This window comes from Burkholderia sp. Se-20378 (assembly GCF_017104665.1).
GTDB lineage: Bacteria > Pseudomonadota > Gammaproteobacteria > Burkholderiales > Burkholderiaceae > Burkholderia > Burkholderia lata.
The window spans coordinates 1-21,850 of sequence record NZ_JAAGPG010000050.1; the positions used below are offsets into that span (position 1 = coordinate 1).

The following is a 21,850-nucleotide window of genomic DNA, read 5'->3' on the forward strand; positions in this document are numbered from 1 at the left end:
TGCGCACGTCGCGCTCGGTGCGCTGCACGCCCGAGCAGATCGTGATCACGACCGGCATCCACCAGTCGATCGACCTCGCGGTGCGGCTGCTGACCGATCCGGGCGACGCGATCTGGACCGAGGACCCATGCTATTGGGGCGTGCGCAGCGTGCTGAACGTGTCGGGGCTGACGACACGGCCGATCCCGGTCGACGATGAAGGCATCGCGCCGTCGGCCGCCGATCTCGCCGAACCGCCGAAGCTGATGCTCGTCACGCCGTCGCACCAGTATCCGCTCGGGATGGTGATGAGCCTCGCGCGGCGCCGGATGCTGCTCGAATACGCACGCCAGCACGGCTGCTGGATCATCGAGGACGACTACGACAGCGAATTCCGCTACGGCAGCCGGCCGCTCGCGTCGCTGCAGGGTCTCGATACGTCCGGGCAGGTGATCTATGTCGGCAGCTTCGGCAAGACGCTGTTCCCCGGGCTGCGGGTCGGTTACCTGGTTGCGCCCGAGCCGCTCGCGGAAAGTTTCGCGACCGCGAGCGCCGAGCTGTATCGCGAAGGGCAGTTGTTGCAGCAGGCGGTGCTGGCCGAGTTCATCGCGGAAGGGCACTTCGTGTCGCATATCCGCAAGATGCGCACGCTGTACGGGCAGCGCCGCGAGGTGCTGCTCGACGCGGTCGCGCAACGCTACGGCAACACGCTGCATGCGCTCGGCAGCGATGCAGGGCTGCATCTGGTCACGCAGTTGCCGGAAGGCGTCGACGATCGCGCGGTCGCGCAGGCCGCGCTCGAACGCAATATCGTCGTGCGACCGTTGTCCGGGTATTACGCGGACCGCGAACGTGCGGCGTCGGGGTTACTGCTCGGCTATGCGTGCGTGCCGGAGGACGAGATCGCGACCGCGTTCGCGACGCTCGCCGAGGCGATCGACGAGCGGGCGTTCGGCAAGGCGGTCGAGCTGGCTTGAGCGACGCTTCCGGTCACGGCATCGCGTCGCGATGTCCGCCGCCGTCGTCGAAACCGGACGGCGTCATGCGCTCTCGGCGGCCGAGCGCGCATGCGCGTCCTGCGGACCCTGCCGCGAACCTCAATACCCGATCCACACCGCGAACGTCAGCACGACGCACGACAGCGCGAGCAGCGTCAGGAACAGCGGCAGCACGAAGCGGATCCACGCACCGAAATCGACGCGTGCGGTTGCCAGATACGCGAGCAGCATCCCGGACGTCGGCGTGACGAGGTTCGTCAGTCCACCGCCGAGCACGAACGCGAGCACCGACGTCTGGCCGCTCACGCCGGAGAGCTGCGCGATCGGCCCGATGATCGGCATGCTGACCGCGGCCTTGCCCGACACCGACGGAATGAACACGTCGAGCACCATCTGCACGCCCATCAGCCCGTTCGCGACCCATACCGGCGATTGCCCGTCCGCGAGCCGCGTGAAGAAGTTGATCAGCGTGTCGAGCACGAGGCTGTTCTGCAGCAGCAGCTCGACGGAAGCGGCGAGCCCCATCAGCAGCGCGGCGAGCATCATGTTCTTCATCCCGTCGACGAACGCGTCGGCCGCGCTGCGCGAATCGAGCCCGCCGATGATGGCCGTCGCAATGCTCACGGCCGTATAGAACGCCGCCAGCTCGACGTTGCCCCACTTCAGTTCGCGCGTGCCGTAGATCAGCATCGCGACGGCCGCTGCGAACACGACCAGCGTCGCCTTGTGGCGCAGCGACAGCTTCGCGGCCGCGTGCGTGGCATGGCCCGCGGCGGTCTGCCCGGCTCGATAGCCGGTGTTGCGCACGTAGCGCAGCAGGTACAGGATGCCGATCGTCAGGAAGACGACGAACACGGCCGCGCGCAGCGCGACGCCGCTGAACAGCGGCACGCCGACCAGCGGCTGCGCGACGGCGAGCGCGAGCGGGTTCGTGACCGACGCGATATAGCCGATCTTCGCGGCGAGCGCGACGAGTGCGACTGCGAACAGGTCGGAGAGACCCAGGCGCCGCGCGATCACGACCACCATCGGAATGATCACGAGGTACTCGGAAATGAAGCCGAGCAGCGTGCTGCCGAGCCCGATCAGGATCATCAGCATCGGTGTCAGCAGGTACGCGTTGTTGCCGGTGAGCTGCAGCAGCCGGTCGATGCCGGCATCGACCACGCCCGTGCGGCGCATCACGCCGAACATCCCGCCGACGAACATCACCATCACGATCAGCGGCGCATTCTTCAGCAGCCCTTGCGGTACCGCGACGAACGCGGAGACGAGGCTGGCCGGCAGCGCCTGCGCGGACGTGCTGTGGCTGACGGCCGGCGCGACGAGCGTGGAGAGGGTGGTGGTCTTCGGCACCACGTGATAGGTGCCCGGCACGACGAGCCGGCCGTTGCGCGCGAACTGGCCCGCGTCGACGACCCATGTGAGCGCGATCGCCGCGGCGAGCACCCACAGCATCATCACGACGGGGTGCAGCATCTTGCCGTGCGGATGCGGCTTGTGACCGGCGAGCGCCGCCGGATCGTCGGCCGCGAGTGCGGGCGTGTCGGCGCCGGGCGCGCCGGCCGGGTTCGGGGAAGAGGCGGACATCGGATCCTCGTCGAAGAAGAAGCGGGCCGTCAGGCCGGTTGCAGCGCGGCGCGCGCCGGGACGTAGCCGAGTTCGGCGGAAATGGCGAGGCTGCACGCCTGCAGGCGTTCGAGATAGTCGGGAATGTCGGCGTGGCTCACGCGCACCTCGGGCCCCGTCACGCTGACGGAGGCGACCGTCGCGCCCGTCAGGTCGCGCACCGGCACCGCGATCCCGACCGCGCCGGGCGTCACCTCGCCGCTGCTCACCGCGTAGCCCTTGCGCGCGACCGCGTCGAGTTCGCCGGCGAGCTGCGCCGGATCGTCGGCCTGCCCGTTTCGGCGCAGTTTCGCGAGATATTCGTCGCGCACCGGGTCGGGCGCGAATGCGAGCAGCACCTTGCCCGATGCGCCGAAATTGATCGGCCGGCGATTGCCGACCGCGCCGACGGTGCGCACCGCGTGCGTCGTTTCGCAACGCGCGACGCACACCGATTCGAGCCCTTCGCGTACACGCAGCACGATGGTCTCGTTGATTGCCTGGTTGAGCGCGAGCATGTGCCGGTGCGCGGCGCGCACGAGCGCGTTCTGCTGCGATGCGGCCACGCCGATCACGAATGCCTGCGGGCCGAGCGCATAGGTGGACGTGCGCGGGTCCTGCACGACGAAGCGGTGCAGTTCGAGCGTGCACAGCATCCGGTACGTGCGCGACTTGTTGATGCCGAGCTGCGACGCCAGCTCGGTCACGCCGAGGTTCGGGTGCTCGGCCACGTAGGTCAGCAGCTTCAGCGCGCTGTCGACGGCGTCGACGATGTAGGTCGTCATGCGGGGTCTCCCTGCGGCGCGATGCGCGCGCGGACGTAATCGGCGAGCGCGTCGAGATACGCGTCGACCGAGCGCTTCAGCGTGGCGAAGCCCGCGTGTTTCGCAAATGCGGCCTCGTCCATGTACAGCGCGCGGTTGAATTCGATCTGGATGCTGTGGCGCTGCCGTGCGGGATCGGCGAGCGCGGTCAGCAGGTCGCCGCCCTGGTATGGATCGTTGACCTGCACGCGATAGCCGGCGCGTGCGAACCACTGCGCGGTCCACGCGGTGAACGCCGGATCGGCGGTCGTGCCGCGCCGGTCGCTGACGACGACGTCCGGCCGCAATTCACCTGCGTCGACGTTCATCGCGTTGCCGCGCGACTTCATCGAATGGCAGTCGATGTGCCACAGCGCGCCGTGCGCGGCATGGAGCGGCTCGGCGATGCCGGCGAGCGCGCGGCGGTACGGCAGGTAATACGCGTCGATCCGGTTGCGTACTTCCGCGAGCGACAGCTTGCGGTCGTACAGCGGCACGCCGGGCAGCGCGTCGCGCCGGATCAGCCCCATTCCGCGCTGCGTGTACGGCTGTGGCGACAGCGGCTCGGGCCACGGTTCGGCGAGCAGTGTCTCGTCGATGTCGGTTTCCGCGCGGTTCGGATCGATGTACGCGCGCGGAAAGGTCGCGCCGAGCAGCGTGCCGCCGCGCGCGGGGGCGCCGGCCCACAGTTCGTCGATGTATGCGTCCCACGTGGTGCGGATCGCATCGTCGGGTGCGACGGTGGCGAAGTCCGGCGGATACGCGATGCCGCTGTGCGGCGAGTCGACGACGATCGGCAGGGCCGGCACCGTCGGCGTCGCGACGAAATAGGCAGGCGATGCGCCGGCAGTCGCGTTGTTGCAATTAAACGTCAGCATGGGGATCAGGTTCTTTACCTAGTTTCTCGAGGCGTCTCGTTCGTTTGTTTTAATCATTAAAACAGTGTATCAATATTTCACAACGACTGAAAATCGCGGTCAAGGGCTTTTTGCGATACCGGGATTACGCGTCGCGATCGGGCTGAAAGTCCCGTGGTTATTGGGCTTGTTTCATTCCTCGAAACGCCTGGTGATTCAAGGGTATTGGGCTCACACGTGCGATTTTTGGCATCGCTTGACGCTTCAAATCCACAAAATCGACAATGAATAAGACGATGTTTTATTCAATAAAACACGTGTCGAGCGAATTAAATCGCTCCCCATATTCAATCGATAAAAGGGGTCGGAGATGAAGCGAAAAGGGATGGCAGTTGCGCTGGCAGGTATCGCAACGGCGGCGGGTGCGATGCACGCGCACGCACAGTCGAGCGTGACGCTGTACGGCGTGGTCGATTCGGGGATCACGTACACGAACAACCAGAACGGTCACGCCGCGTGGCAGGCGACCGGCGGCAACGAGCAGGGCACGCGCTTCGGGCTGCTCGGCAAGGAAGACCTCGGCGGCGGCACGCGTGCGGTGTTCCGGCTCGAGAACGGCTTCAACATCGAGTCAGGTGCGGCGAGCCAGGGCGGCCGGCTGTTCGGGCGCCGCGCGTACGTCGGGCTGGAGAACGACCGCTGGGGCACGCTGACGATGGGCCGCCAGTACAACGCGGCGCAGGAAGTGCTGGAGCCGCTGCAGATTGGCGCGACCACCGCGCTCACGCAGTACGCGCTGCATCCGTTCGACACCGACGACCTGAACAACACGTTCCGCACCAACAACTCGGTGCAGTACCAGACGCCGACGTGGTACGGGCTGCGCGCGGTCGGCCTGTACGGTTTCTCGAATTCGACGTCGTTCGCGCAAAATCGCGTGTGGAGCCTTGGCACGAGCTACGAGAACGGGCCGCTGCAACTCGGTGCGGCCTACGTGCGCGTCGATCATCCGGCCATCGATACGACCGGCGCGGCGGCATCCGACAACTACTACACGTTCATCAAGGGCGTGACGCGCCAGCAGATCTGGGGCGCGGGCGGCGCGTATGCGTGGGGCGCCGCGACGTTCGGCCTGCTGTACACGAGCTCGCTGTTCAACCTGCAGACGGGCGGCGCGATGCGCTTCAACAACTACGAGGGCAGTGTGCGCTACCTGATGACGCCCGCGCTGCAGTTTGCACTCGGCGAAACCTATACGCAGGTGCTCGCGTCGCAGGGGCCGAAGCCGAGCTCGCATTACCTGCAGACGAGCGTCGGCGCGCAGTATTTCCTGTCGAAGCGCACTGATGTCTACGTGAATGCGTTCTACCAGCGCGCGTCGTCGAACGCGGTGGCCGCGATCGAAGGGATCTCGAATCCGTCGAGCACGCGCACGCAGATCGTCGCGGTGACGGGTATCCGCCACAAGTTCTGACGCGGCGGCAGGCCGCGGGCGCGCGCTTTCCGCTTATAGCCGGATCAGCGCCGCGCCCGCGACCACCAGCGCGCACGCGGCGAGCCGCTGCGCACCGGGCCGCTCGCGCATCACGAGCCAGCCGATCGCGACCGCGAAGATCGAGCTCGTTTCGCGCAACGCCGACACCGTCCCGACCGGCAAGTACCGGTACGCGAGGATCACGATGCCGTAGGCGGCGAGCGAGATCGTGCCGGCGATCGCGCCCTGCGTGAGTGCCGTGCGCGAGCCGAGCACCGCGCGCGGGCCGCCACGCACCGCACAGACCAGCACGAACTGCGGCACGCTCCACAGCACGTACACCCACGCGATGTAGCCGAGCGCACTGCCCGACACGCGCGAGCCGATGCCGTCGCAGATCGAATACGCGGCGATGAACACGCCCGTGAGCAGCGCAAACGGCACGCCTTCGCCGGAGAACCGGAAGCCGCGCCGCAGCGCGAGCGACATGATGCCGAACGACACGAGCGCGATGCCTGCGAAGCCGAACGGCGTCGGTTGTTCGTGAAGGAATACGAGTGCCAGCATCGACACGAGCAGCGGCGAGATGCCGCGCGCGATCGGATAGATCTGCCCGAATTCGCCGCTGCGGTACGCGCGCGCCAGCGTGAAGCAGTACGCAACCTCGAGCACGGCCGACCCGGCGATGTACGGCCACGCGGCGGGCGCCGGCGCGGGCAGCAGCGCGGCGCCGGCGACGCCGAACACGAAATACGGCAGCGACATCGTGCCGAGCTGGACGAGCCGGTCTTCGCTGACGTGGAGGAAGGCATTCCAGATCGCGTGAAGCCACGCGGAGCACAGCACGAGGCCGATGAAGAGGTGATCCATGAACGAAGGGGCGGACAGAGGCGGGAGCGGAGGGGGGCGCCGTCATTATGTGGGTATCGGGCGCACTCGCATGGAATTGTCGATAATGTAGTGTTGTTATTCACCGGATCCCGACCATGACCGAAGCCACCCAAGCCCAGCCTGCCGTTCCGCGCCTCACGAGCCTGTCGCATGGCGGCGGCTGCGGCTGCAAGATTGCGCCGGGCGTGCTGTCCGAGTTGCTGAAGCGCGCGACGCCGCCCGCGCTGTTCCCGGACCTGCTGGTCGGCACCGAGACGTCCGACGACGCGGCCGTCTACCGCCTCAACGACGAGCAGGCGATCGTCGCGACCACCGACTTCTTCATGCCGATCGTCGACGATCCGTTCGACTTCGGCCGCATCGCGGCGACCAACGCGCTGTCCGACGTCTATGCGATGGGCGGCAAGCCGATCCTCGCGCTCGCGCTGGTCGGCATGCCGATCAACGTGCTGCCGCACGAAACGATCGCGGCTGTGCTGCGTGGCGGCGAATCGGTGTGTGCGGACGCCGGCATCCCGGTCGCGGGCGGCCATTCGATCGATTCGGTCGAGCCGATCTACGGGCTCGCGGCAATCGGCGTCGTGCATCCGTCGCGCGTGAAGCGCAATGCGGCCGCGCGTGCGGGCGACGTGCTCGTGCTCGGCAAGCCGCTCGGCGTCGGCGTGTTGTCCGCCGCGCTGAAAAAGAACCAGCTCGATGCCGCCGGTTACGCGCAGATGGTCGCGACGACCACCAAGCTGAACCGGCCGGGTGCCGAACTCGCCGCGCTGCCGGGCGTGCATGCACTGACCGACGTGACGGGCTTCGGCCTGCTCGGCCATACGCTCGAGCTGGCGCGCGGCGCGCACCTCACCGCGCGCGTGCACTATGCGTCGCTGCCGTGGCTCGCGGGCGTCGAGGCGTTCGTCGCCGACGGCGTGTTCACCGGCGCGTCGGGCCGCAACTGGGCCGCGTACGGCACGGACGTGCAACTGGCCGCCACGCTGCCGCCTGTCGCACAGGCGCTGCTGACCGATCCGCAGACGTCGGGCGGCCTGCTGGTCGCGTGCGCACCCGAGGCCGTCGATGACGTGCTCGCGTGCTTCCGTGCCGACGGCTTCGACCGTGCGGGCGTGATCGGCGAGATGGTGGACGGGCCGGCGCGGGTCGATGTCGCGTGACGCCGGAGCGCCACGCCGGGTAATTTCGCGGTCGCGGGAATCGGTGCGTCCCGTCGAAGGCATCGACGACCGATGAACGACTTCCTGTTCGGGCTGATGATCGCGCTGTCGGTCGGCCCCGTCGCGCTGATGATCGCGAACTACGGGATGCGCGCCGGCACCGCGAGCGGCGTGCGCGCGGCGGTGGGTGTCGCGACGGCCGACGGCTGCTATGCGGTCGTCGCGTTCACGCTCGGCGCGATGCTCGCGAGCACGCTCGCCGCGCATCTGTCGCTGTTTCGTCTGGTCGGTGCGCTCGTGCTGCTCGCGATGGGTGCGCGGATGCTGTGGCAGGCGCTGCGGGATCGTCGCCGCACGCTCGACGGCGACGCGCGGCCGCCGGGCAGTCGCCCGTTTTCATCGATGTTCTTCGTCACGCTGGCGAATCCGCTCACGATCCTGCTGTTCTACGGTTATGCAACGGCCGCCGCCGGTGCGCATCGGCACTGGCTGCTCGGTGCCGCGTGCGTGTTTGCCGGCAGTCTCGTGGGGCAACTCGTATTCGCATTCGGTGGCAGCGTGATCGGCCGGATCGTGAAGTCGCCGGGGCTGCTGGCGGCGAGCCATGTGGTGGCGGCACTGGTCGTGCTGGGTTACGGGGTGGCGGGGCTGGCGCGGTTGTAGCGGGTCGCCGGGCGATGCATATGACGATGCGATTGGCGTGTCGATGTCGATCAACCGGATAGTATTCCTGACGGTATGTCTCCGCGCGCAGGGCATGTCGGCCGCGATTTCCGTGCACGCCGCACCCACACCGACGCACCGGCGTCGTTTCGTAGTCGGGTTCCGCATCGGGCACGCGCGTTCTATACTCCGACGCGCAGTCTACGAGAGCCGTTCTCACCCAACATCATCGAAACAAGGAACGCCGATGCTGACTCGCTCCATTCTTTCCGCCGCTGCATTCTCGCTCGCCGCCTGTGCGACCGCGCCGTCGATCGCGCAGGACAACCAGGGCAACAACGCGGGCAACAATGCATTCGCCGAGACCGGTGCACAGGGCCGCCCGGTCAAGGTCATGATCATCACGATGTTCGGTCCGGAGGGCCAGGCCTGGCTCGACCGGCTCGGCCCGTGGCGCGACATCGCCGTGCCCGGCCTGTCGCCCGACTATCCGAACGTGCATTGCAACAAGCAGGACGTGTGCGTGGTCACGACCGGCATGGGCTATGCGAACGCGTCGGCGACGATCATGGCGCTCACGTTCTCGCAGCGCTTCGATCTGCGCCGCACGTACTTCCTGATCTCCGGCATCGCGGGCGTCGACCCTGCGCAAGGCACGGTCGGTTCGGCCGCGTGGTCGAAATACCTCGTCGATTTCAGCCTGCAGTGGGAGCTCGATGCACGCGAGATTCCGGCCGGCTGGAATACCGGCTTCCTCGGCATCAACACGAAGAGCCCGAACGACAAGCCGCCGCTCGACTATCGCACCGAGGTGTTCCAGCTCAACCCGCAGCTGACCGACGCGGCGGTCGCGCTGTCGCGCAACGTCGTGCTCGCCGACAGCGCGCAGGCGCAGGCCGCCCGCGCGAAGTTCAACTACGCGCCGGCGAACCGGCCGCCGACGGTGATCCAGTGCGATACGTCATCGGGCAACACGTGGTTCTCGGGCACGCTGATCGGCGAACGCGCGCGCCAGTGGACGAAGATCCTGACCGACGGCAAGGGTACGTACTGCATGACCGCGCAGGAAGACAACGCCACCTATGAAGCGCTCAAGCGCGCGGCGAGCGTGAAGCGGGTCGACCTGTCGCGTGTCGCGTTGCTGCGCACGGGGTCCGATTTCGACCGGCCGTATGCGGGGCAGACGAGTGCCGACAACCTGCTGAACTACGCGGACCAGGGCGGCTTCGCCCCGGCGACCGAAAACCTGTATCGCGCGGGCAATCCGCTCGTGCAGGACATCGTGACGCACTGGGGCGAATGGCGCGACGGGGTGCCGCGCCGGTAAGTGCCGGATGACGACTCAGCCGCGATCAGTGCGCGTGCGGGGCCGAACGGAACGGCGTCCACACCGGCGTGGTGTCGTCCCAGTGATCGAGCGGCGAAGGGAGTTGATCGTTCATCATGTGCTCCTGCAACTAACTATCTAGCTGACTGACTCGGCGAGTCGTCGAAGGGGAATCGCGACGCCGCGCACGGGGCAACCCGCTGCGCGGCGTTGCGCGTTTACCGGCCTCCGCCGGCGAGCTGGTTGCTTTCCGGCATCGAGCGATACGGTCCGTCTGCCAGCTCGATTCCTTGCGGATACGAATTGGCCTTGCGCAGGTAGGCGAGCGTGCCGTCCTTGCGCGCTTGCTCGACTTCGGCGCTCACTTCGGCGCGCGTGCGCGGGCCGTAGTGCTGCGAGTACCACGACGTGTTGCCGTAGTCGCCGGCATGCGGCGTACCCGAATCGGCGAAGGCCGGAGCGGACACGGCGAGCGTAAGGGCGAGGGCGGAGAGAAGATGGCGGCGGTTCATGGCGAAACTCCTATGTCGATATGAGTTAGCGCTTCAGCGCTTACTCAGATCCCATGCTTGGCGGTCGATATGAGTTAGCGCTTCAGCGCTTACTCAGATCCCATGCAAGGCATTTCGGAGCTGGCGCTGGAGCGCTTACTCCGGTCCCATCAAGCGGGATCTGTTCGATGCGCAACGAGGTGCGCGACAGGGTTTACTCTAGGTATCTGTTCCGTCGCGATAAATGCGGCAGATGCGAATTGAATTGTCGTGCCAGTGGAACAATCGACATCCGTACACCTGGCAGGGTTATGCGGAAATCGCCCGAACCCGCTTGCAACGGGCCTCGCACGGGTGCGACGACGGCGCGCGACGACGCCTGCGGGCAATTGCGTCACCTGGCACAAAGGTTTGCTGCGGATTCGGGAAGGATCGGGTGCGCCGGGCGGGGACGTGGCGCGGAGGCAGGGTGACGCGCGGGCTTCGCAGCCCGCGCGTGCGGTTCAGGTGCGCGACTCAGTCGCGCAGTTCAGACGTTATGCAACCCACTCGTTGATGACCGGCGTATCGAGCGCAGGCGCGCGTTCGGCTTCCTCGAACGTGCGCTTGCTGCACGTCGCGTCGAGGCTGCCCTTGCCGCTCAGCAGCGGGCAGCGGTCGAACACCTCGGCGATCCAGTCGACGAACACGCGCACCTTCGGCGACAGATGGCGGCTGTGCGGATACACGACCGAAATCGGCATCGGCAGCGGCTTGACGCCCGGCAGCACTTCCTTGAGCCGGCCTTCGCGCAGATGCGGCAGCACCATGAAGAGCGGCGGCTGGATTAGCCCGAAGCCTTCGATCCCGCAGGTCACGTACGCATCCGCGTCGTTCACCGACACGATGCCTTCCATCTTCATCTCGACTTCCTTGCCGTCGGTCAGGAACGTCCAGTCGATCGTGCGGCCGGTGCGGCTCGAGAAGTAGTTGACGGCCTTGTGCTGGTTCAGGTCGTCGATCGTCTGCGGCTCGCCGTGGCGCTCGAGATAGTCGGGCGACGCGACCGTCACGCATTCGAACAGGCCGACCCGGCGCGCGACGAGCGACGAGTCCTGCAGTGCGCCGACGCGGATCACGCAATCGACGCCTTCCTGCAGCAGGTCGACCGGCCGGTCGGACAAGCCGAGCTGCAGGTCGATGTCCGGATAGCGCGTATGAAATTCGCACAGCGACGGAATCACGAGCAGCCGCCCGATCGAACCCGGCATGTCGATACGCAACTTTCCGTGCGGCTTCCGGTTGTTCGCCTGGAAGCTCGCCTCGGTTTCCTCGACGTCCGCGAGGATCCGCACGCATCGTTCGTAGTACGCGGCGCCGTCCGGCGTGAGCGACAGCCGGCGCGTGGTCCGGTGCATCAGCCGCACACCGAGGAATGCTTCGAGATTCTGGATGATCGTCGTGACGGACGCTCGCGGCAAGCTGAGCGTTTCTGCTGCCTTGGTGAAGCTGCTTGTATCGACGACGCGAGTAAACACCTGCATGGCCTGAAGCCGGTCCATCACAACCTCCGCAATCTAATGAGCCTCCGGAACAACAAGGCTGCGCTACCTCGTGGGTAAACGCAGCCTCGGATTGTTCGGGGGCGTTGAATTGTGTTGCCGGATTATAGGCATTTATCCCAATGTCTGCCGGACCCAGAATTCGTTCCATCTCGAATTGGATGCTGCATCGTCATGGACGCTTCTGAATTCAGCAAATTCCTGAAGGCCGCATTGCCGCCGCAAGCCACGGCAGGCGCGGCGCTGACGGTCACCGAAGTGGAAATTCCCGGCTACGCGCAGGACATCGTGCTGCGCCTCTACCGCCGCCCGGACAAGACCGGGTTGCCAGTAGTGCTTTATTTCCACGGTGGCGGCTTCGTCCGCGGTTCGCTCGAAGACGCCGATTTCGCCGCGCGTTTTTTAGCAGAACGCTTACCAGCCCTCGTAGTGTCGGTCGACTATTCGCTCGCGCCGGCCTTTCCTTTTCCGGCCGCGCCGGAGGATGCGTATCGCGCCGCCGTATGGGCCGCGACGCGCGCCCGCGCGTTCGGCGGCAACCCGAAGAAGATCGGTGTCGCGGGCCACGACGCGGGCGGCCAGCTCGCGAACTGCCTCGCGTTCATCGCGCGTGATCGCGGCGAAGTGTCGATCGTCGCGCAGGCGCTGTTCGGGCCGATGCTCGATCCGAGCATGACGCGCATCGGCGACGCCGACCGCCTTGCCTCCGACATCACCCCGCGCGAATGCGCGGCATGTTATCGCGCGTATCTGCCGCAGGCCGCGCAACGCATGCACCCGTACGCAGCGCCGCTCGAATCGGTGCGCCTCGCGGGGCTGCCGCCGACGCTCGTCGTCACCGCGCAGAACGACGTGCTGCACGTCGAGGCGGAGAAATATGCGGGCTGCCTGATCTCGTCGGGCGTGCTCACGCAGGTGATCCGTTATCCGGACATCACGCACGCCGCGCTCGCGACGCACGAAGCCGCCTTCGAGGAAGCCGTGCGCTTCTTCCAGTGCCGCTTCCAGGCGCGCCAGCCGAACCGTTCCGAATAACCAAAACCAATCCACGTTTACTGGAGATCCACATGGCCATCCTACGCACCTCCCGTTCCCGAATCGCGACAGCGGCGATCGTGACGCTCGCCGTCGTCGGCCTCGGAACGTTCGGCGCGATGCGCGTGAACGCAAACGCACCGGAGAAATCGGCAGCGCCGCTGCCCGAAGTCGACGTCGCGACCGTCGTGCCGCAGACCGTGACCGACTGGCAGAGTTATTCGGGCCGCCTCGAAGCGGTCGAGAAAGTCGACGTGCGCCCGCAGGTGTCGGGCACGATCGTCGCGGTGAACTTCAAGGACGGCACGCTCGTGAAGAAGGGCGACGTGCTGTTCGTGATCGACCCGCGCCCGTACCAGGCCGAAACCGATCGGGCGGCTGCGCAGCTTGCGGCCGCGCAGGCGCGCAACGGCTACGCGCAGACCGACTGGCAGCGCGCGCAGCGGCTGATCGGCGACAACGCGATCGCGAAGCGCGACTACGACGAGAAGCAGAATGCGGCCCGCGAGGCGACGGCGAACCTGAAGGCCGCCGAAGCCGCGCTGGAAACGGCGCGCATCAACCTCGGCTATACGCGGATCACGGCGCCGGTTTCGGGCCGTGTGTCGCGCGCGGAAATCACGCTCGGCAACGTCGTGTCGGCCGGCGCATCGGCCGCGCCGCTGACGACGCTGGTGTCGGTGTCGCCGATCTACGCATCGTTCGATGCGGACGAGCAGACCTACCTGCAGTACATCAACGGTGCGCGCAACGGCCGCAAGGTGCCGGTCGAGCTTGGCCTCGCGAACGAAACCGGTTATTCGCGCAGCGGCGAGATCGACTCGGTCGACAACCGGCTCGATACGTCGTCCGGCACGATCCGCGTGCGTGCGCGCTTCGACAACGCCGATGGCGCGCTCGTCCCGGGTCTCTACGCACGTGTGAAGGTGGGTGGCAGCGCGCCGCACGAGGCACTGCTCGTCGACGACGCGGCGATCAACACCGACCAGGACAAGAAGTTCGTGTTCGTCGTCGACCAGCAAGGCCGCGTGTCGTACCGCGAAGTGCAGCAGGGGATGCAGCACGGCAACCGGCGCGTGATCGTGAGCGGGCTCTCCGCGGGCGATCGCGTGGTCGTGAACGGTACGCAGCGCGTGCGCCCCGGCGAACAGGTGAAGCCGCACATGGTCCCGATGACGGGCGGTGACGCGCCGTCCGCGCCTTTGGCGGACAACGCGAAGCCGGCCGCCCCGGCGAAGGCGGATTCGTAAGCGGCTCGCCGCTTCTTATCCGCGTTCAACCAGACAGAGCCACACATGAACATTTCAAAATTCTTTATCGACCGGCCGATCTTCGCAGGAGTCCTATCGGTGATCATCCTGCTCGGCGGGGTGATCGCGATGTTCCTGCTGCCGATCTCGGAGTATCCGGAAGTCGTGCCGCCTTCCGTGATCGTGAAGGCGCAGTATCCGGGTGCGAACCCGAAAGTGATCGCCGAGACGGTCGCGTCGCCGCTCGAGGAGCAGATCAACGGCGTCGAGGACATGCTCTACATGCAGTCGCAGGCGAACAGCGACGGCAACATGACGATCACCGTCACGTTCAAGCTCGGCACCGATCCGGACAAGGCCACGCAGCTCGTGCAGAACCGCGTGAACCAGGCGCTGCCGCGCCTGCCGGAAGACGTGCAGCGGCTCGGCATCACGACGGTGAAGAGCTCGCCGACGCTGACGATGGTGGTCCACCTGATCTCGCCGGACGACCGCTACGACATGACCTACCTGCGCAACTACGCGCTGATCAACGTGAAGGATCGCCTGTCGCGGATCCAGGGCGTCGGCCAGGTGCAGCTGTGGGGTTCGGGCGACTACGCGATGCGCGTGTGGCTCGATCCGCAGAAGGTCGCGCAGCGCGGGCTGTCGGCCGAGGACGTCGTGCAGGCGATCCGCGAGCAGAACGTGCAGGTCGCGGCCGGCGTGATCGGCGCGTCGCCGTCGCTGCCGGGCACGCCCCTGCAGTTGTCGGTGAACGCGCGCGGCCGTCTGCAGACGGAGGACGAGTTCGGCGACATCGTCGTGAAGACGACGCCGGACGGCGGCGTCACGCACCTGCGCGACGTCGCGCGGATCAAGCTCGATGCGTCCGAATACGGGCTGCGTTCGCTGCTCGACAACAAGCCGGCCGTCGCGATGGCGATCAACCAGTCGCCGGGCGCGAATTCGCTGCAGATCTCGGACGAAGTGCGCAAGACGATGGCCGAGCTGAAGCAGGACATGCCGGCGGGCGTCGACTACAAGATCGTCTATGACCCGACGCAGTTCGTGCGTTCGTCGATCAAGGCCGTCGTGCACACGCTGCTCGAAGCGATCGCGCTGGTCGTGATCGTCGTGATCGTGTTCCTGCAGACCTGGCGCGCGTCGCTGATTCCGCTGATCGCTGTGCCGGTGTCGATCATCGGTACGTTCTCGCTGCTGCTCGCATTCGGGTATTCGATCAACGCGTTGTCATTGTTCGGGATGGTGCTCGCGATCGGGATCGTGGTCGACGATGCGATCGTGGTGGTCGAGAACGTCGAGCGGAACATCGAAAGCGGGATGAACGCACGGGCGGCGACCTACAAGGCGATGCAGGAAGTGAGCGGGCCGATCATCGCGATCGCGCTGACGCTCGTCGCCGTGTTCGTGCCGCTCGCGTTCATGTCGGGCCTGACCGGCCAGTTCTACAAGCAGTTCGCGATGACCATCGCGATCTCGACGGTGATCTCGGCGTTCAACTCGCTGACGCTGTCGCCGGCGCTGTCCGCGATCCTGCTGAAGGGTCATGGCGACAAGGAAGACTGGCTCACGCGCGTGATGAACCGCGTGCTCGGCGGCTTCTTCCGCGGCTTCAACAAGGTGTTCCATCGCGGTGCGGAGAACTATGGCCGCGGCGTGCGTGGCGTGCTGTCGCGCAAGACGCTGATGCTGGGCGTATACCTCGTGCTGGTGGGCGCGACCGTGCTCGTGTCGAAGGTCGTGCCGGGCGGCTTCGTGCCCGCGCAGGACAAGGAGTACCTGATCGCGTTCGCGCAGCTGCCGAACGGTGCGTCGCTCGACCGCACCGAGAAGGTGATCCGCGACATGGGCTCGATCGCGCTGAAGCAGCCGGGCGTCGAGAGCGCGGTGGCGTTCCCGGGGCTGTCGGTGAACGGCTTCACGAACAGCTCGAGCGCGGGCATCGTGTTCGTCACGCTGAAGCCGTTCTCGGAACGGCATGGCAAGGCGTTGTCGGCCGGTGCGATTGCGGGTGCGCTGAACCAGAAGTACGGCGCGATGAAGGACTCGTTCGTCGCGGTGTTCCCGCCGCCGCCGGTGCTGGGCCTCGGTACGCTCGGCGGGTTCAAGATGCAGATCGAGGATCGCGGCGCGGTCGGCTATGCGCGGCTCGCGGATGCGAGCAACGACTTCATCAAGCGTGCGCAGCAGGCGCCTGAACTCGGCCCGTTGTTCACGAGCTACCAGATCAACGTGCCGCAGCTCAACGTCGATCTCGATCGTGTGAAGGCGAAGCAGCTGGGCGTGCCCGTGACCGACGTGTTCAACACGATGCAGGTGTATCTCGGCTCGCTGTACGTGAACGACTTCAACCGTTTCGGACGTGTGTACCAGGTGCGCGTGCAGGCCGATGCGCCGTTCCGCCAGCGCGCGGACGACATCCTGCAGTTGAAGACGCGTAACGACAAGGGCGAGATGGTGCCGCTGTCGTCGCTCGTCACGGTGACGCCGACGTTCGGCCCGGAAATGGTCGTGCGCTACAACGGCTACACGGCGGCCGACATCAACGGCGGCCCGGCGCCGGGCTTCTCGTCGGGGCAGGCGCAGGCCGCGATCGAGCGCATCGCGCATGAAACGCTGCCGCGCGGCGTGCGGTTCGAGTGGACCGACCTCACGTACCAGCAGATTCTTGCGGGCGATTCGGCGATGTATGTGTTCCCGATCAGCGTGCTGCTCGTGTTCCTCGTGCTCGCGGCGCTGTATGAAAGCCTGACGCTGCCGCTCGCGGTGATCCTGATCGTGCCGATGAGCATTCTGTCGGCGCTGACGGGCGTGTGGCTCACGCAGGGCGACAACAACATCTTCACGCAGATCGGCTTGATGGTGCTGGTGGGGCTGTCCGCGAAGAACGCGATCCTGATCGTCGAATTCGCACGTGAACTCGAACACGACGGCAGGACGCCGCTCGAGGCCGCGATCGAGGCGAGCCGGCTGCGGCTGCGCCCGATCCTGATGACGTCGATCGCCTTCATCATGGGTGTGGTGCCGCTCGTCACGTCGACGGGTGCCGGTTCGGAAATGCGCCATGCGATGGGTGTCGCGGTGTTCTTCGGGATGCTCGGCGTGACGCTGTTCGGGCTGATGCTGACGCCGGTGTTCTACGTCGTGCTGCGGACGCTCGCGGGCGGCAAGATTCACGTCGCCGGGAAGGACTCGGCCGGCTACGGTGTGCCGTCCCAAGGTGTACCGGCTTCGGATGCTTGAGGACAACACAATGAACAACTTGCACAACACGAATGGCCTGATGCGCTTCGCGAAGGTGGCGGCCGCGAGCACCCTGCTCGCGACGCTGCTCGCCGCGTGCGCGGTGGGCCCTGACTACAAGCGCCCGGATGTGTCGACGCCGACCGCGTTCAAGGAAGCGCCGACGCTTGCCGCTGGCGAACAGGCCGGCACCTGGAAGACGGCCGAGCCGTCGGACGGCGCGCATCGCGGCGAATGGTGGAAGGCGTTCGGCGACCCGGTGCTCGATTCGCTCGAGACGCAGGCGCTTGCCGCGAACCAGAACCTGAAGGCCGCGGCCGCGCGTGTCGAGGAAGCGCGTGCGGCGACGCGTTCGGCGCGCTCGCAGTGGTTCCCGCAGATCGGCGCCGGCTTCGGGCCGACGCGCGAGGGGCTGTCGTCGGCGTCGCAGTTCCAGCCGCAGGGCACGGGGCCGACCAATGCGACGCTGTGGCGCGCGCAGGGCACGGTGTCGTACGAGGCCGACCTGTTCGGCCGCGTCGGCCGCAACGTCGAGGCGTCGCGTGCCGACCAGGCGCAGAGCGAAGCGCTGTTCCGTTCGGTGCAGCTCGCGCTGCAGGCGGACGTCGCGCAGAACTACTTCGAACTGCGTCAGCTCGATTCCGACCAGGACCTGTACCGCCGCACGGTGGAGTTGCGCGAGCAGGCACTGAAGCTCGTGCAGCGCCGCTTCAACGAAGGCGACATCAGCGAGCTCGACGTGTCGCGCGCGAAGAACGAGCTGGCGACCGCGCAGGCCGATGCGGTCGGCGTCGCGCGCCGGCGCGCGGCGTCCGAGCATGCGCTCGCGATCCTGCTCGGCAAGGCGCCCGCGGATTTCGCGTTCAAGGAAACGCCGATCGTGCCGGTCGCGGTGAAGGTGCCGCCGGGCCTGCCGTCCGCGCTGCTCGAACGCCGTCCGGACGTGTCGGCGGCCGAGCGTGCGATGGCGGCCGCGAACGCGCGGATCGGCCTCGCGAAGTCGGCGTACTTCCCGAAGCTCGACATCACGGGGGCATTCGGCTATGAGGCGTCGACGCTCGGCAACCTGTTCATGTGGTCGAGCCGCACGTTCCTGCTCGGGCCGTTTGCCGGCGCCGCGCTGACGCTGCCGCTGTTCGACGGCGGGCGTCGTGCGGCCGGCGTGCAGCAGGCACGCGCGCAGTACGACGAGCAGGTCGCGAACTACCGGCAACAGGTGCTCGTCGCGTTCCGCGAGGTCGAGGACAACCTTGCCGACCTGCGCCTGCTCGACGACCAGATCCGCGCACAGGATGCGGCCGTCAACGCGTCGCGGCGCGCGGCGACGTTGTCGCGCACGCAGTATCAGGAAGGCGAGGTCGCGTATCTCGACGTGATCGACAGCGAGCGCTCGGTGCTGCAGTCGCAACTGCAGGCGAACCAGTTGACCGGCGCGCAGGCGGTGTCGACCGTGAACCTGATCCGCGCGTTGGGCGGTGGTTGGGGGGCGGCGCCGACGGCGGTGGGCGATGCGGCGTCCGTCAAGGCGGAAGTGGCGGCGCGTTGAGGCACCGGCCCGTGACGGGCCGACTCGACGGGTAGTCGATCGAAGAACCCCGATCCGTGACGATGCGGATCGGGGTTTTTTATTGGCGGCCGGTTATGCCTGTTGCTCCGGCTTCACGTCCGTGCGTTCGGCGATCACCACCGCGTACCGGCCGACCGCGTCGGCGATGCGCTGCGCCAGCACGGGATCGCGCACCGCGCGCGCAAGCGTGACGCCGCCCGACAGCAGTGCGAGGAACGCGATCGCGCGATCGTCGTCGGGGGTGTCGCCCATCCCGGCCGACACTTCGTCGACGATCTGCCGCAATGCCTGTTCGTACGCGTCGCGCGTTTCGTCGTCGGCGCGCATCACTTCCGGCGACAGACTCGGCAGCGCACAGCTTTCGCCGAGTTCGCAGGTGCGTCGCGGGCCGAGGTAGAACGACACGAACGGGCGCCGCCAGCGCGCGCCGTGCTCGGCCTTGAACGTCGCGACGCCTTGCCGGAGCTGGGCGAGGCCATCGAGGACGACCTGCCGGAACGCTTCGCCCTTCGTCTTGAAATGGCCGTAGAACGCGCCGTTGGTGACGCCCGCCGCCTTCGTCAGCGGACCGATGCCGGAGCCGCCATATCCCTCCTGGCGGAACAGGCGGCTCGCCGCATCGAGGATGCGCGTGCGAGTTTCGTGCTTGTGCTCGACGGAATAACGCATGACTGGCTCGCTTCAGAGGGATCACTCTTTATCTTGCAAAGAGAGTGATCAGTGTCTATTGTATAGAGAGTGACTGATATTTATATCACGTCACCTAACCGATGACCTGACCAGGAGAAAGTGCGATGCCGATTACGCTGACAGTATCCGAAGGGGTTTTCACGCCGGACGACGAGGGGCCGGTGTTTGCCGAGTTGACCGATGCGCTGCTGGAAGTCGAAGGATTGACCGGGAATGCGTTCCTGGCGCCGAACGTGGTGGGCACGCTCAACGTGCTGCCGCGAAACCGGACCTTCGTGCACGGACGGGCGGAGCCCGCCGCGTTCGTCGAACTGAAGCTGCCTGCCGTGGCGCTCGCCGCGCCCGACCGGCAGCGGCAATTCGTCGAACGGGCGACCGCGATCGTGCTGCGCCGCGCCGGCGGGCGGCTGACGCCTGCGCAGGTATGGGTGAATGTCGTCCATGCGGTCGACGGCGGATGGGGTATTGCCGGGCGGCGCTATGACAACGCGTCGCTCGTCGATTCGATCCAGAGTGCAGCGGCGGCAGCGCATTAATCGCAACTAACGGTCAAGCCGTCAGGCGTAGACCGACGGCGTGGCGGCGCTCGCCGCCACGCCGGTCATTTCTGGTCGCCTGCAGCCCGCAGCGCGCGGACCAGTTCGCTGGCCGCCTTGCCGAGCCCCGTGTGTTTCGGCCGCCTCAGGTACACGGGCAACGGCAGCCCGTTGCGGATGTTCGCGAACACGAGCGGTGCGAGTTCGCCGTCGGCGACATATCGGCCGATCACGGATTCGGGCAGGTTCGCCCAGCCATGTCCGGCCTTCACGAGCGCGATCGCGGTCGCCATGTCGGTGACCTTCCACGTGCGATTGCCGATCAACGGCCGCACGTCGGTCAGCGGCCGCTCGGGATCGGCGATCACGATCTGCCGGAAGCCCGACAGCCGCTCGATCGCTTCCGGTTGCGCGCATTCGGCGATCGCCGGATGGCTCGGCGCGGCGACCGCGATGAGCGTCTCGGTCCACAGCGCGTGGATCTGCTCCTGCGGATGCAGGTCGAGCCCGCTGTACGCGACACAGAGATCGACGGCGCCGCGATGCAGCGCATCGACGATCGCGTCCTGCGGCGCCGTGACGACGCTGACGGCGAGCGCCGGGTATTTCGCGGCGACGGCCGTCAGTGCGCGGGCGACGGGCGTGCCGTCGAGTTCGGCGGCGAGGCCGAGCCGCAACGTATCTTCGACGCCTTCCGACAGGTGCTGCGCATGCGCGCGCAGCGCGTGCAGCCGTTCGGCGATCGAGCGCGCGTCGGGCAGCAGCGCGGTCATCGCGGCGGTCGGCGTCGGTTCGCGCGTGCCGCGGTCGAACAGCACGAGGTCGAGTTCGGCCTCGAGGTTCGCGATCGCCATGCTGATTGCCGACGGCGTGCGGCCGAGCGCCCGCGCGGCGGCGGAAAACGAGCCTTTGTCGATGACGGTCAGCAGCATGTCGATGTGGTCGCTGGTCAGCATGCGAGGGCTTCCTGTCAGAAAAATTGAAAGGACCTGACTTTTGCGGACGGGCTACCCGCTGATAGTCTCGCCACCTTGTTCGATAGAAGGTGGATGGTCATGCAAGGGTGGAAGAGACGCATAGTCTACGTCGTGATGTTCGAGGTGCTCGGCATCCTGATCGCATCGTCGGTGCTCGGCATGCTGAGCGGCGCGAGCGTGGCGACGAGCGGACTGCTGGGCGTGATGATCTCGACGACGGGCGTCACCGTCAATTTCCTGTACAACCTCGTGTTCGAGGCGTGGGAGCGCAAAAGAGCAGCGACGACACGCACGGTCGGGCGCCGTGTGCTGCATGCGATCGGCTTCCAGATCGCGCTCGTGACGTTCCTGATCCCGCTGATCGCGTGGTGGCTCGACGTGTCGCTGCTGCAGGCGTTCCTGTACGACGCGGTGCTGATCGTGTTCTTCCCGATCTTCACGTTCACGTACAACTGGGCGTTCGACAGCGTGTTCGGGCTGCCCGATGCGGTCACGCGCAAGGCTGAGCCGGAGCCGGCCGCGTGGTAGGACACGCCGGCGGCGCGGTGTGACAAGCAACGGCGGGCGCGCATGCGTCCGCCGTTTTTCGTTGGTGCTCAACCTGTCGTCGATGTCCGGCATGTGACGGAAGAAATTGTAGAGGACTTCTAATGTCGTAATCGTCTGGATATTTGTCGGATCTTAACAAAACTGTCCGATTTCCCTTTCTAGAATCCGACAGATCGATGACGCGCGCGGCGGGCAGGAGGGGGCCGCC

General features: G+C 66.7%; 19 protein-coding genes. 11 read left to right on the forward strand and 8 right to left on the reverse strand.

The window, feature by feature from the left end; genetic code table 11:
- A partial coding sequence (locus G3N93_RS09020) for a PLP-dependent aminotransferase family protein (RefSeq protein ID WP_206132829.1) occupies window positions 1–956 on the forward strand: 956 nt, incomplete at its 5' end.
- 120 nt (window positions 957–1,076) lie between these two features.
- Here G3N93_RS09020 and G3N93_RS09025 read toward each other — a convergent pair.
- Genes G3N93_RS09025 through G3N93_RS09035 form a run of 3 tightly spaced genes read right to left on the reverse strand, consistent with a single transcriptional unit; the run spans window position 1,077 to window position 4,266 of the window.
- Window positions 1,077–2,567, reverse strand: coding sequence for a YfcC family protein (locus G3N93_RS09025; RefSeq protein ID WP_206132830.1), 1,491 nt, complete (start codon window positions 2,565–2,567; stop codon window positions 1,077–1,079).
- A 29-nt stretch (window positions 2,568–2,596) separates the two neighbouring features.
- Window positions 2,597–3,370: an IclR family transcriptional regulator gene (locus tag G3N93_RS09030; RefSeq protein ID WP_206132831.1), complete on the reverse strand. Its 774-nt coding sequence runs from the start codon at window positions 3,368–3,370 to the stop codon at window positions 2,597–2,599.
- Window positions 3,367–4,266 carry an N-formylglutamate amidohydrolase gene (locus G3N93_RS09035; RefSeq protein ID WP_206132832.1) on the reverse strand — a complete coding sequence of 300 codons (900 nt, stop codon included), beginning with the start codon at window positions 4,264–4,266 and terminating at the stop codon, window positions 3,367–3,369. Before G3N93_RS09035 ends, G3N93_RS09030 begins: the two co-directional genes overlap by 4 nt.
- A gap of 349 nt (window positions 4,267–4,615) precedes the next feature.
- Between G3N93_RS09035 and G3N93_RS09040 the strand changes: the two genes are divergently transcribed.
- Window positions 4,616–5,719 (forward strand): porin, encoded by a 1,104-nt coding sequence (locus G3N93_RS09040; protein ID WP_174941080.1) that lies wholly within the window; start codon window positions 4,616–4,618, stop codon window positions 5,717–5,719.
- A gap of 33 nt (window positions 5,720–5,752) precedes the next feature.
- Here the strand turns inward: G3N93_RS09040 and G3N93_RS09045 are convergent, their stop codons facing one another.
- Window positions 5,753–6,589: a DMT family transporter gene (locus G3N93_RS09045; RefSeq protein WP_206132833.1), complete on the reverse strand. Its 837-nt coding sequence runs from the start codon at window positions 6,587–6,589 to the stop codon at window positions 5,753–5,755.
- A 116-nt stretch (window positions 6,590–6,705) separates the two neighbouring features.
- On the opposite strand from G3N93_RS09045, the gene selD reads away from it, so the two are divergent.
- The 3 genes from selD to G3N93_RS09060 all read left to right on the forward strand — a co-directional run bounded on the left by selD (window position 6,706) and on the right by G3N93_RS09060 (window position 9,760).
- Window positions 6,706–7,770 carry a selenide, water dikinase SelD gene (gene selD / locus G3N93_RS09050; RefSeq protein ID WP_174942112.1) on the forward strand — a complete coding sequence of 355 codons (1,065 nt, stop codon included), beginning with the start codon at window positions 6,706–6,708 and terminating at the stop codon, window positions 7,768–7,770.
- A 72-nt stretch (window positions 7,771–7,842) separates the two neighbouring features.
- Window positions 7,843–8,433, forward strand: coding sequence for a LysE family translocator (locus tag G3N93_RS09055; protein ID WP_174942113.1), 591 nt, complete (start codon window positions 7,843–7,845; stop codon window positions 8,431–8,433).
- Between the two features lie 247 nt (window positions 8,434–8,680).
- Window positions 8,681–9,760, forward strand: a complete 1,080-nt coding sequence (locus tag G3N93_RS09060) for a purine nucleoside permease (RefSeq protein ID WP_174941072.1) — start codon at window positions 8,681–8,683, stop codon at window positions 9,758–9,760.
- A gap of 218 nt (window positions 9,761–9,978) precedes the next feature.
- Here G3N93_RS09060 and G3N93_RS09065 read toward each other — a convergent pair whose 3' ends face one another.
- Both G3N93_RS09065 and ceoR read right to left on the reverse strand, forming a co-directional pair.
- Window positions 9,979–10,272, reverse strand: a complete 294-nt coding sequence (locus G3N93_RS09065) for a DUF4148 domain-containing protein (RefSeq protein ID WP_011353906.1) — start codon at window positions 10,270–10,272, stop codon at window positions 9,979–9,981.
- A 515-nt stretch (window positions 10,273–10,787) separates the two neighbouring features.
- Entirely contained in the window at window positions 10,788–11,792 is a 1,005-nt protein-coding gene (ceoR, locus tag G3N93_RS09070; RefSeq protein ID WP_039367883.1) for a putative multidrug efflux transcriptional regulator CeoR, read from the reverse strand.
- Between the two features lie 174 nt (window positions 11,793–11,966).
- Here ceoR and G3N93_RS09075 point away from each other — a divergent pair, with 174 nt between their 5' ends.
- The 4 genes from G3N93_RS09075 to opcM are packed head-to-tail and all read left to right on the forward strand — an operon-like array spanning window position 11,967 to window position 18,869.
- Window positions 11,967–12,827 (forward strand): alpha/beta hydrolase, encoded by an 861-nt coding sequence (locus G3N93_RS09075; protein WP_174941070.1) that lies wholly within the window; start codon window positions 11,967–11,969, stop codon window positions 12,825–12,827.
- A 32-nt stretch (window positions 12,828–12,859) separates the two neighbouring features.
- Window positions 12,860–14,077, forward strand: a complete 1,218-nt coding sequence (ceoA, locus tag G3N93_RS09080) for a multidrug efflux RND transporter periplasmic adaptor subunit CeoA (protein ID WP_011353909.1) — start codon at window positions 12,860–12,862, stop codon at window positions 14,075–14,077.
- Between the two features lie 45 nt (window positions 14,078–14,122).
- On the forward strand, window positions 14,123–17,323 hold the full coding sequence (ceoB, locus tag G3N93_RS09085) for a multidrug efflux RND transporter permease subunit CeoB (protein ID WP_174942118.1): 3,201 nt from the start codon (window positions 14,123–14,125) through the stop codon (window positions 17,321–17,323).
- Between the two features lie 10 nt (window positions 17,324–17,333).
- On the forward strand, window positions 17,334–18,869 hold the full coding sequence (opcM, locus tag G3N93_RS09090) for a multidrug efflux transporter outer membrane subunit OpcM (protein ID WP_206132834.1): 1,536 nt from the start codon (window positions 17,334–17,336) through the stop codon (window positions 18,867–18,869).
- Between the two features lie 93 nt (window positions 18,870–18,962).
- Here the strand turns inward: opcM and G3N93_RS09095 are convergent, their stop codons facing one another.
- Window positions 18,963–19,559, reverse strand: a complete 597-nt coding sequence (locus tag G3N93_RS09095; RefSeq protein WP_206132835.1) for a TetR/AcrR family transcriptional regulator — start codon at window positions 19,557–19,559, stop codon at window positions 18,963–18,965.
- A 194-nt stretch (window positions 19,560–19,753) separates the two neighbouring features.
- Here G3N93_RS09095 and G3N93_RS09100 point away from each other — a divergent pair, with 194 nt between their 5' ends.
- Window positions 19,754–20,116, forward strand: coding sequence for a Tautomerase enzyme (locus G3N93_RS09100; protein ID WP_241026472.1), 363 nt, complete (start codon window positions 19,754–19,756; stop codon window positions 20,114–20,116).
- Window positions 20,117–20,181: 65 nt separating this feature from the next.
- Here G3N93_RS09100 and G3N93_RS09105 read toward each other — a convergent pair whose 3' ends face one another.
- Window positions 20,182–21,072, reverse strand: a complete 891-nt coding sequence (locus tag G3N93_RS09105; RefSeq protein WP_206132836.1) for a LysR family transcriptional regulator — start codon at window positions 21,070–21,072, stop codon at window positions 20,182–20,184.
- 99 nt (window positions 21,073–21,171) lie between these two features.
- On the opposite strand from G3N93_RS09105, the gene G3N93_RS09110 reads away from it, so the two are divergent.
- Complete coding sequence (locus G3N93_RS09110) at window positions 21,172–21,621, forward strand: PACE efflux transporter (protein ID WP_206132837.1); 450 nt, start codon at window positions 21,172–21,174, stop codon at window positions 21,619–21,621.
- The last annotated feature ends 229 nt before the right edge of the window (window positions 21,622–21,850 follow it).

Excerpts from the sequence above, each read along its gene's own strand:
- ceoA (WP_011353909.1), top strand. The coding sequence starts at position 12,860 with ATGGCCATCCTACGCACCTCCCGTTCCCGAATCGCGACAGCGGCGATC.
- G3N93_RS09040 (WP_174941080.1), top strand. The coding sequence starts at position 4,616 with ATGAAGCGAAAAGGGATGGCAGTTGCGCTGGCAGGTATCGCAACGGCG.
- G3N93_RS09075 (WP_174941070.1), top strand. The coding sequence starts at position 11,967 with ATGGACGCTTCTGAATTCAGCAAATTCCTGAAGGCCGCATTGCCGCCG.
- G3N93_RS09065 (WP_011353906.1), bottom strand. The coding sequence starts at position 10,272 with ATGAACCGCCGCCATCTTCTCTCCGCCCTCGCCCTTACGCTCGCCGTG.
- G3N93_RS09055 (WP_174942113.1), top strand. The coding sequence starts at position 7,843 with ATGAACGACTTCCTGTTCGGGCTGATGATCGCGCTGTCGGTCGGCCCC.
- selD (WP_174942112.1), top strand. The coding sequence starts at position 6,706 with ATGACCGAAGCCACCCAAGCCCAGCCTGCCGTTCCGCGCCTCACGAGC.
- G3N93_RS09035 (WP_206132832.1), bottom strand. The coding sequence starts at position 4,266 with ATGCTGACGTTTAATTGCAACAACGCGACTGCCGGCGCATCGCCTGCC.
- G3N93_RS09045 (WP_206132833.1), bottom strand. The coding sequence starts at position 6,589 with ATGGATCACCTCTTCATCGGCCTCGTGCTGTGCTCCGCGTGGCTTCAC.
- G3N93_RS09105 (WP_206132836.1), bottom strand. The coding sequence starts at position 21,072 with ATGCTGACCAGCGACCACATCGACATGCTGCTGACCGTCATCGACAAA.
- G3N93_RS09095 (WP_206132835.1), bottom strand. The coding sequence starts at position 19,559 with ATGCGTTATTCCGTCGAGCACAAGCACGAAACTCGCACGCGCATCCTC.
- G3N93_RS09030 (WP_206132831.1), bottom strand. The coding sequence starts at position 3,370 with ATGACGACCTACATCGTCGACGCCGTCGACAGCGCGCTGAAGCTGCTG.
- G3N93_RS09060 (WP_174941072.1), top strand. The coding sequence starts at position 8,681 with ATGCTGACTCGCTCCATTCTTTCCGCCGCTGCATTCTCGCTCGCCGCC.
- G3N93_RS09025 (WP_206132830.1), bottom strand. The coding sequence starts at position 2,567 with ATGTCCGCCTCTTCCCCGAACCCGGCCGGCGCGCCCGGCGCCGACACG.
- ceoR (WP_039367883.1), bottom strand. The coding sequence starts at position 11,792 with ATGGACCGGCTTCAGGCCATGCAGGTGTTTACTCGCGTCGTCGATACA.
- ceoB (WP_174942118.1), top strand. The coding sequence starts at position 14,123 with ATGAACATTTCAAAATTCTTTATCGACCGGCCGATCTTCGCAGGAGTC.
- opcM (WP_206132834.1), top strand. The coding sequence starts at position 17,334 with ATGAACAACTTGCACAACACGAATGGCCTGATGCGCTTCGCGAAGGTG.
- G3N93_RS09110 (WP_206132837.1), top strand. The coding sequence starts at position 21,172 with ATGCAAGGGTGGAAGAGACGCATAGTCTACGTCGTGATGTTCGAGGTG.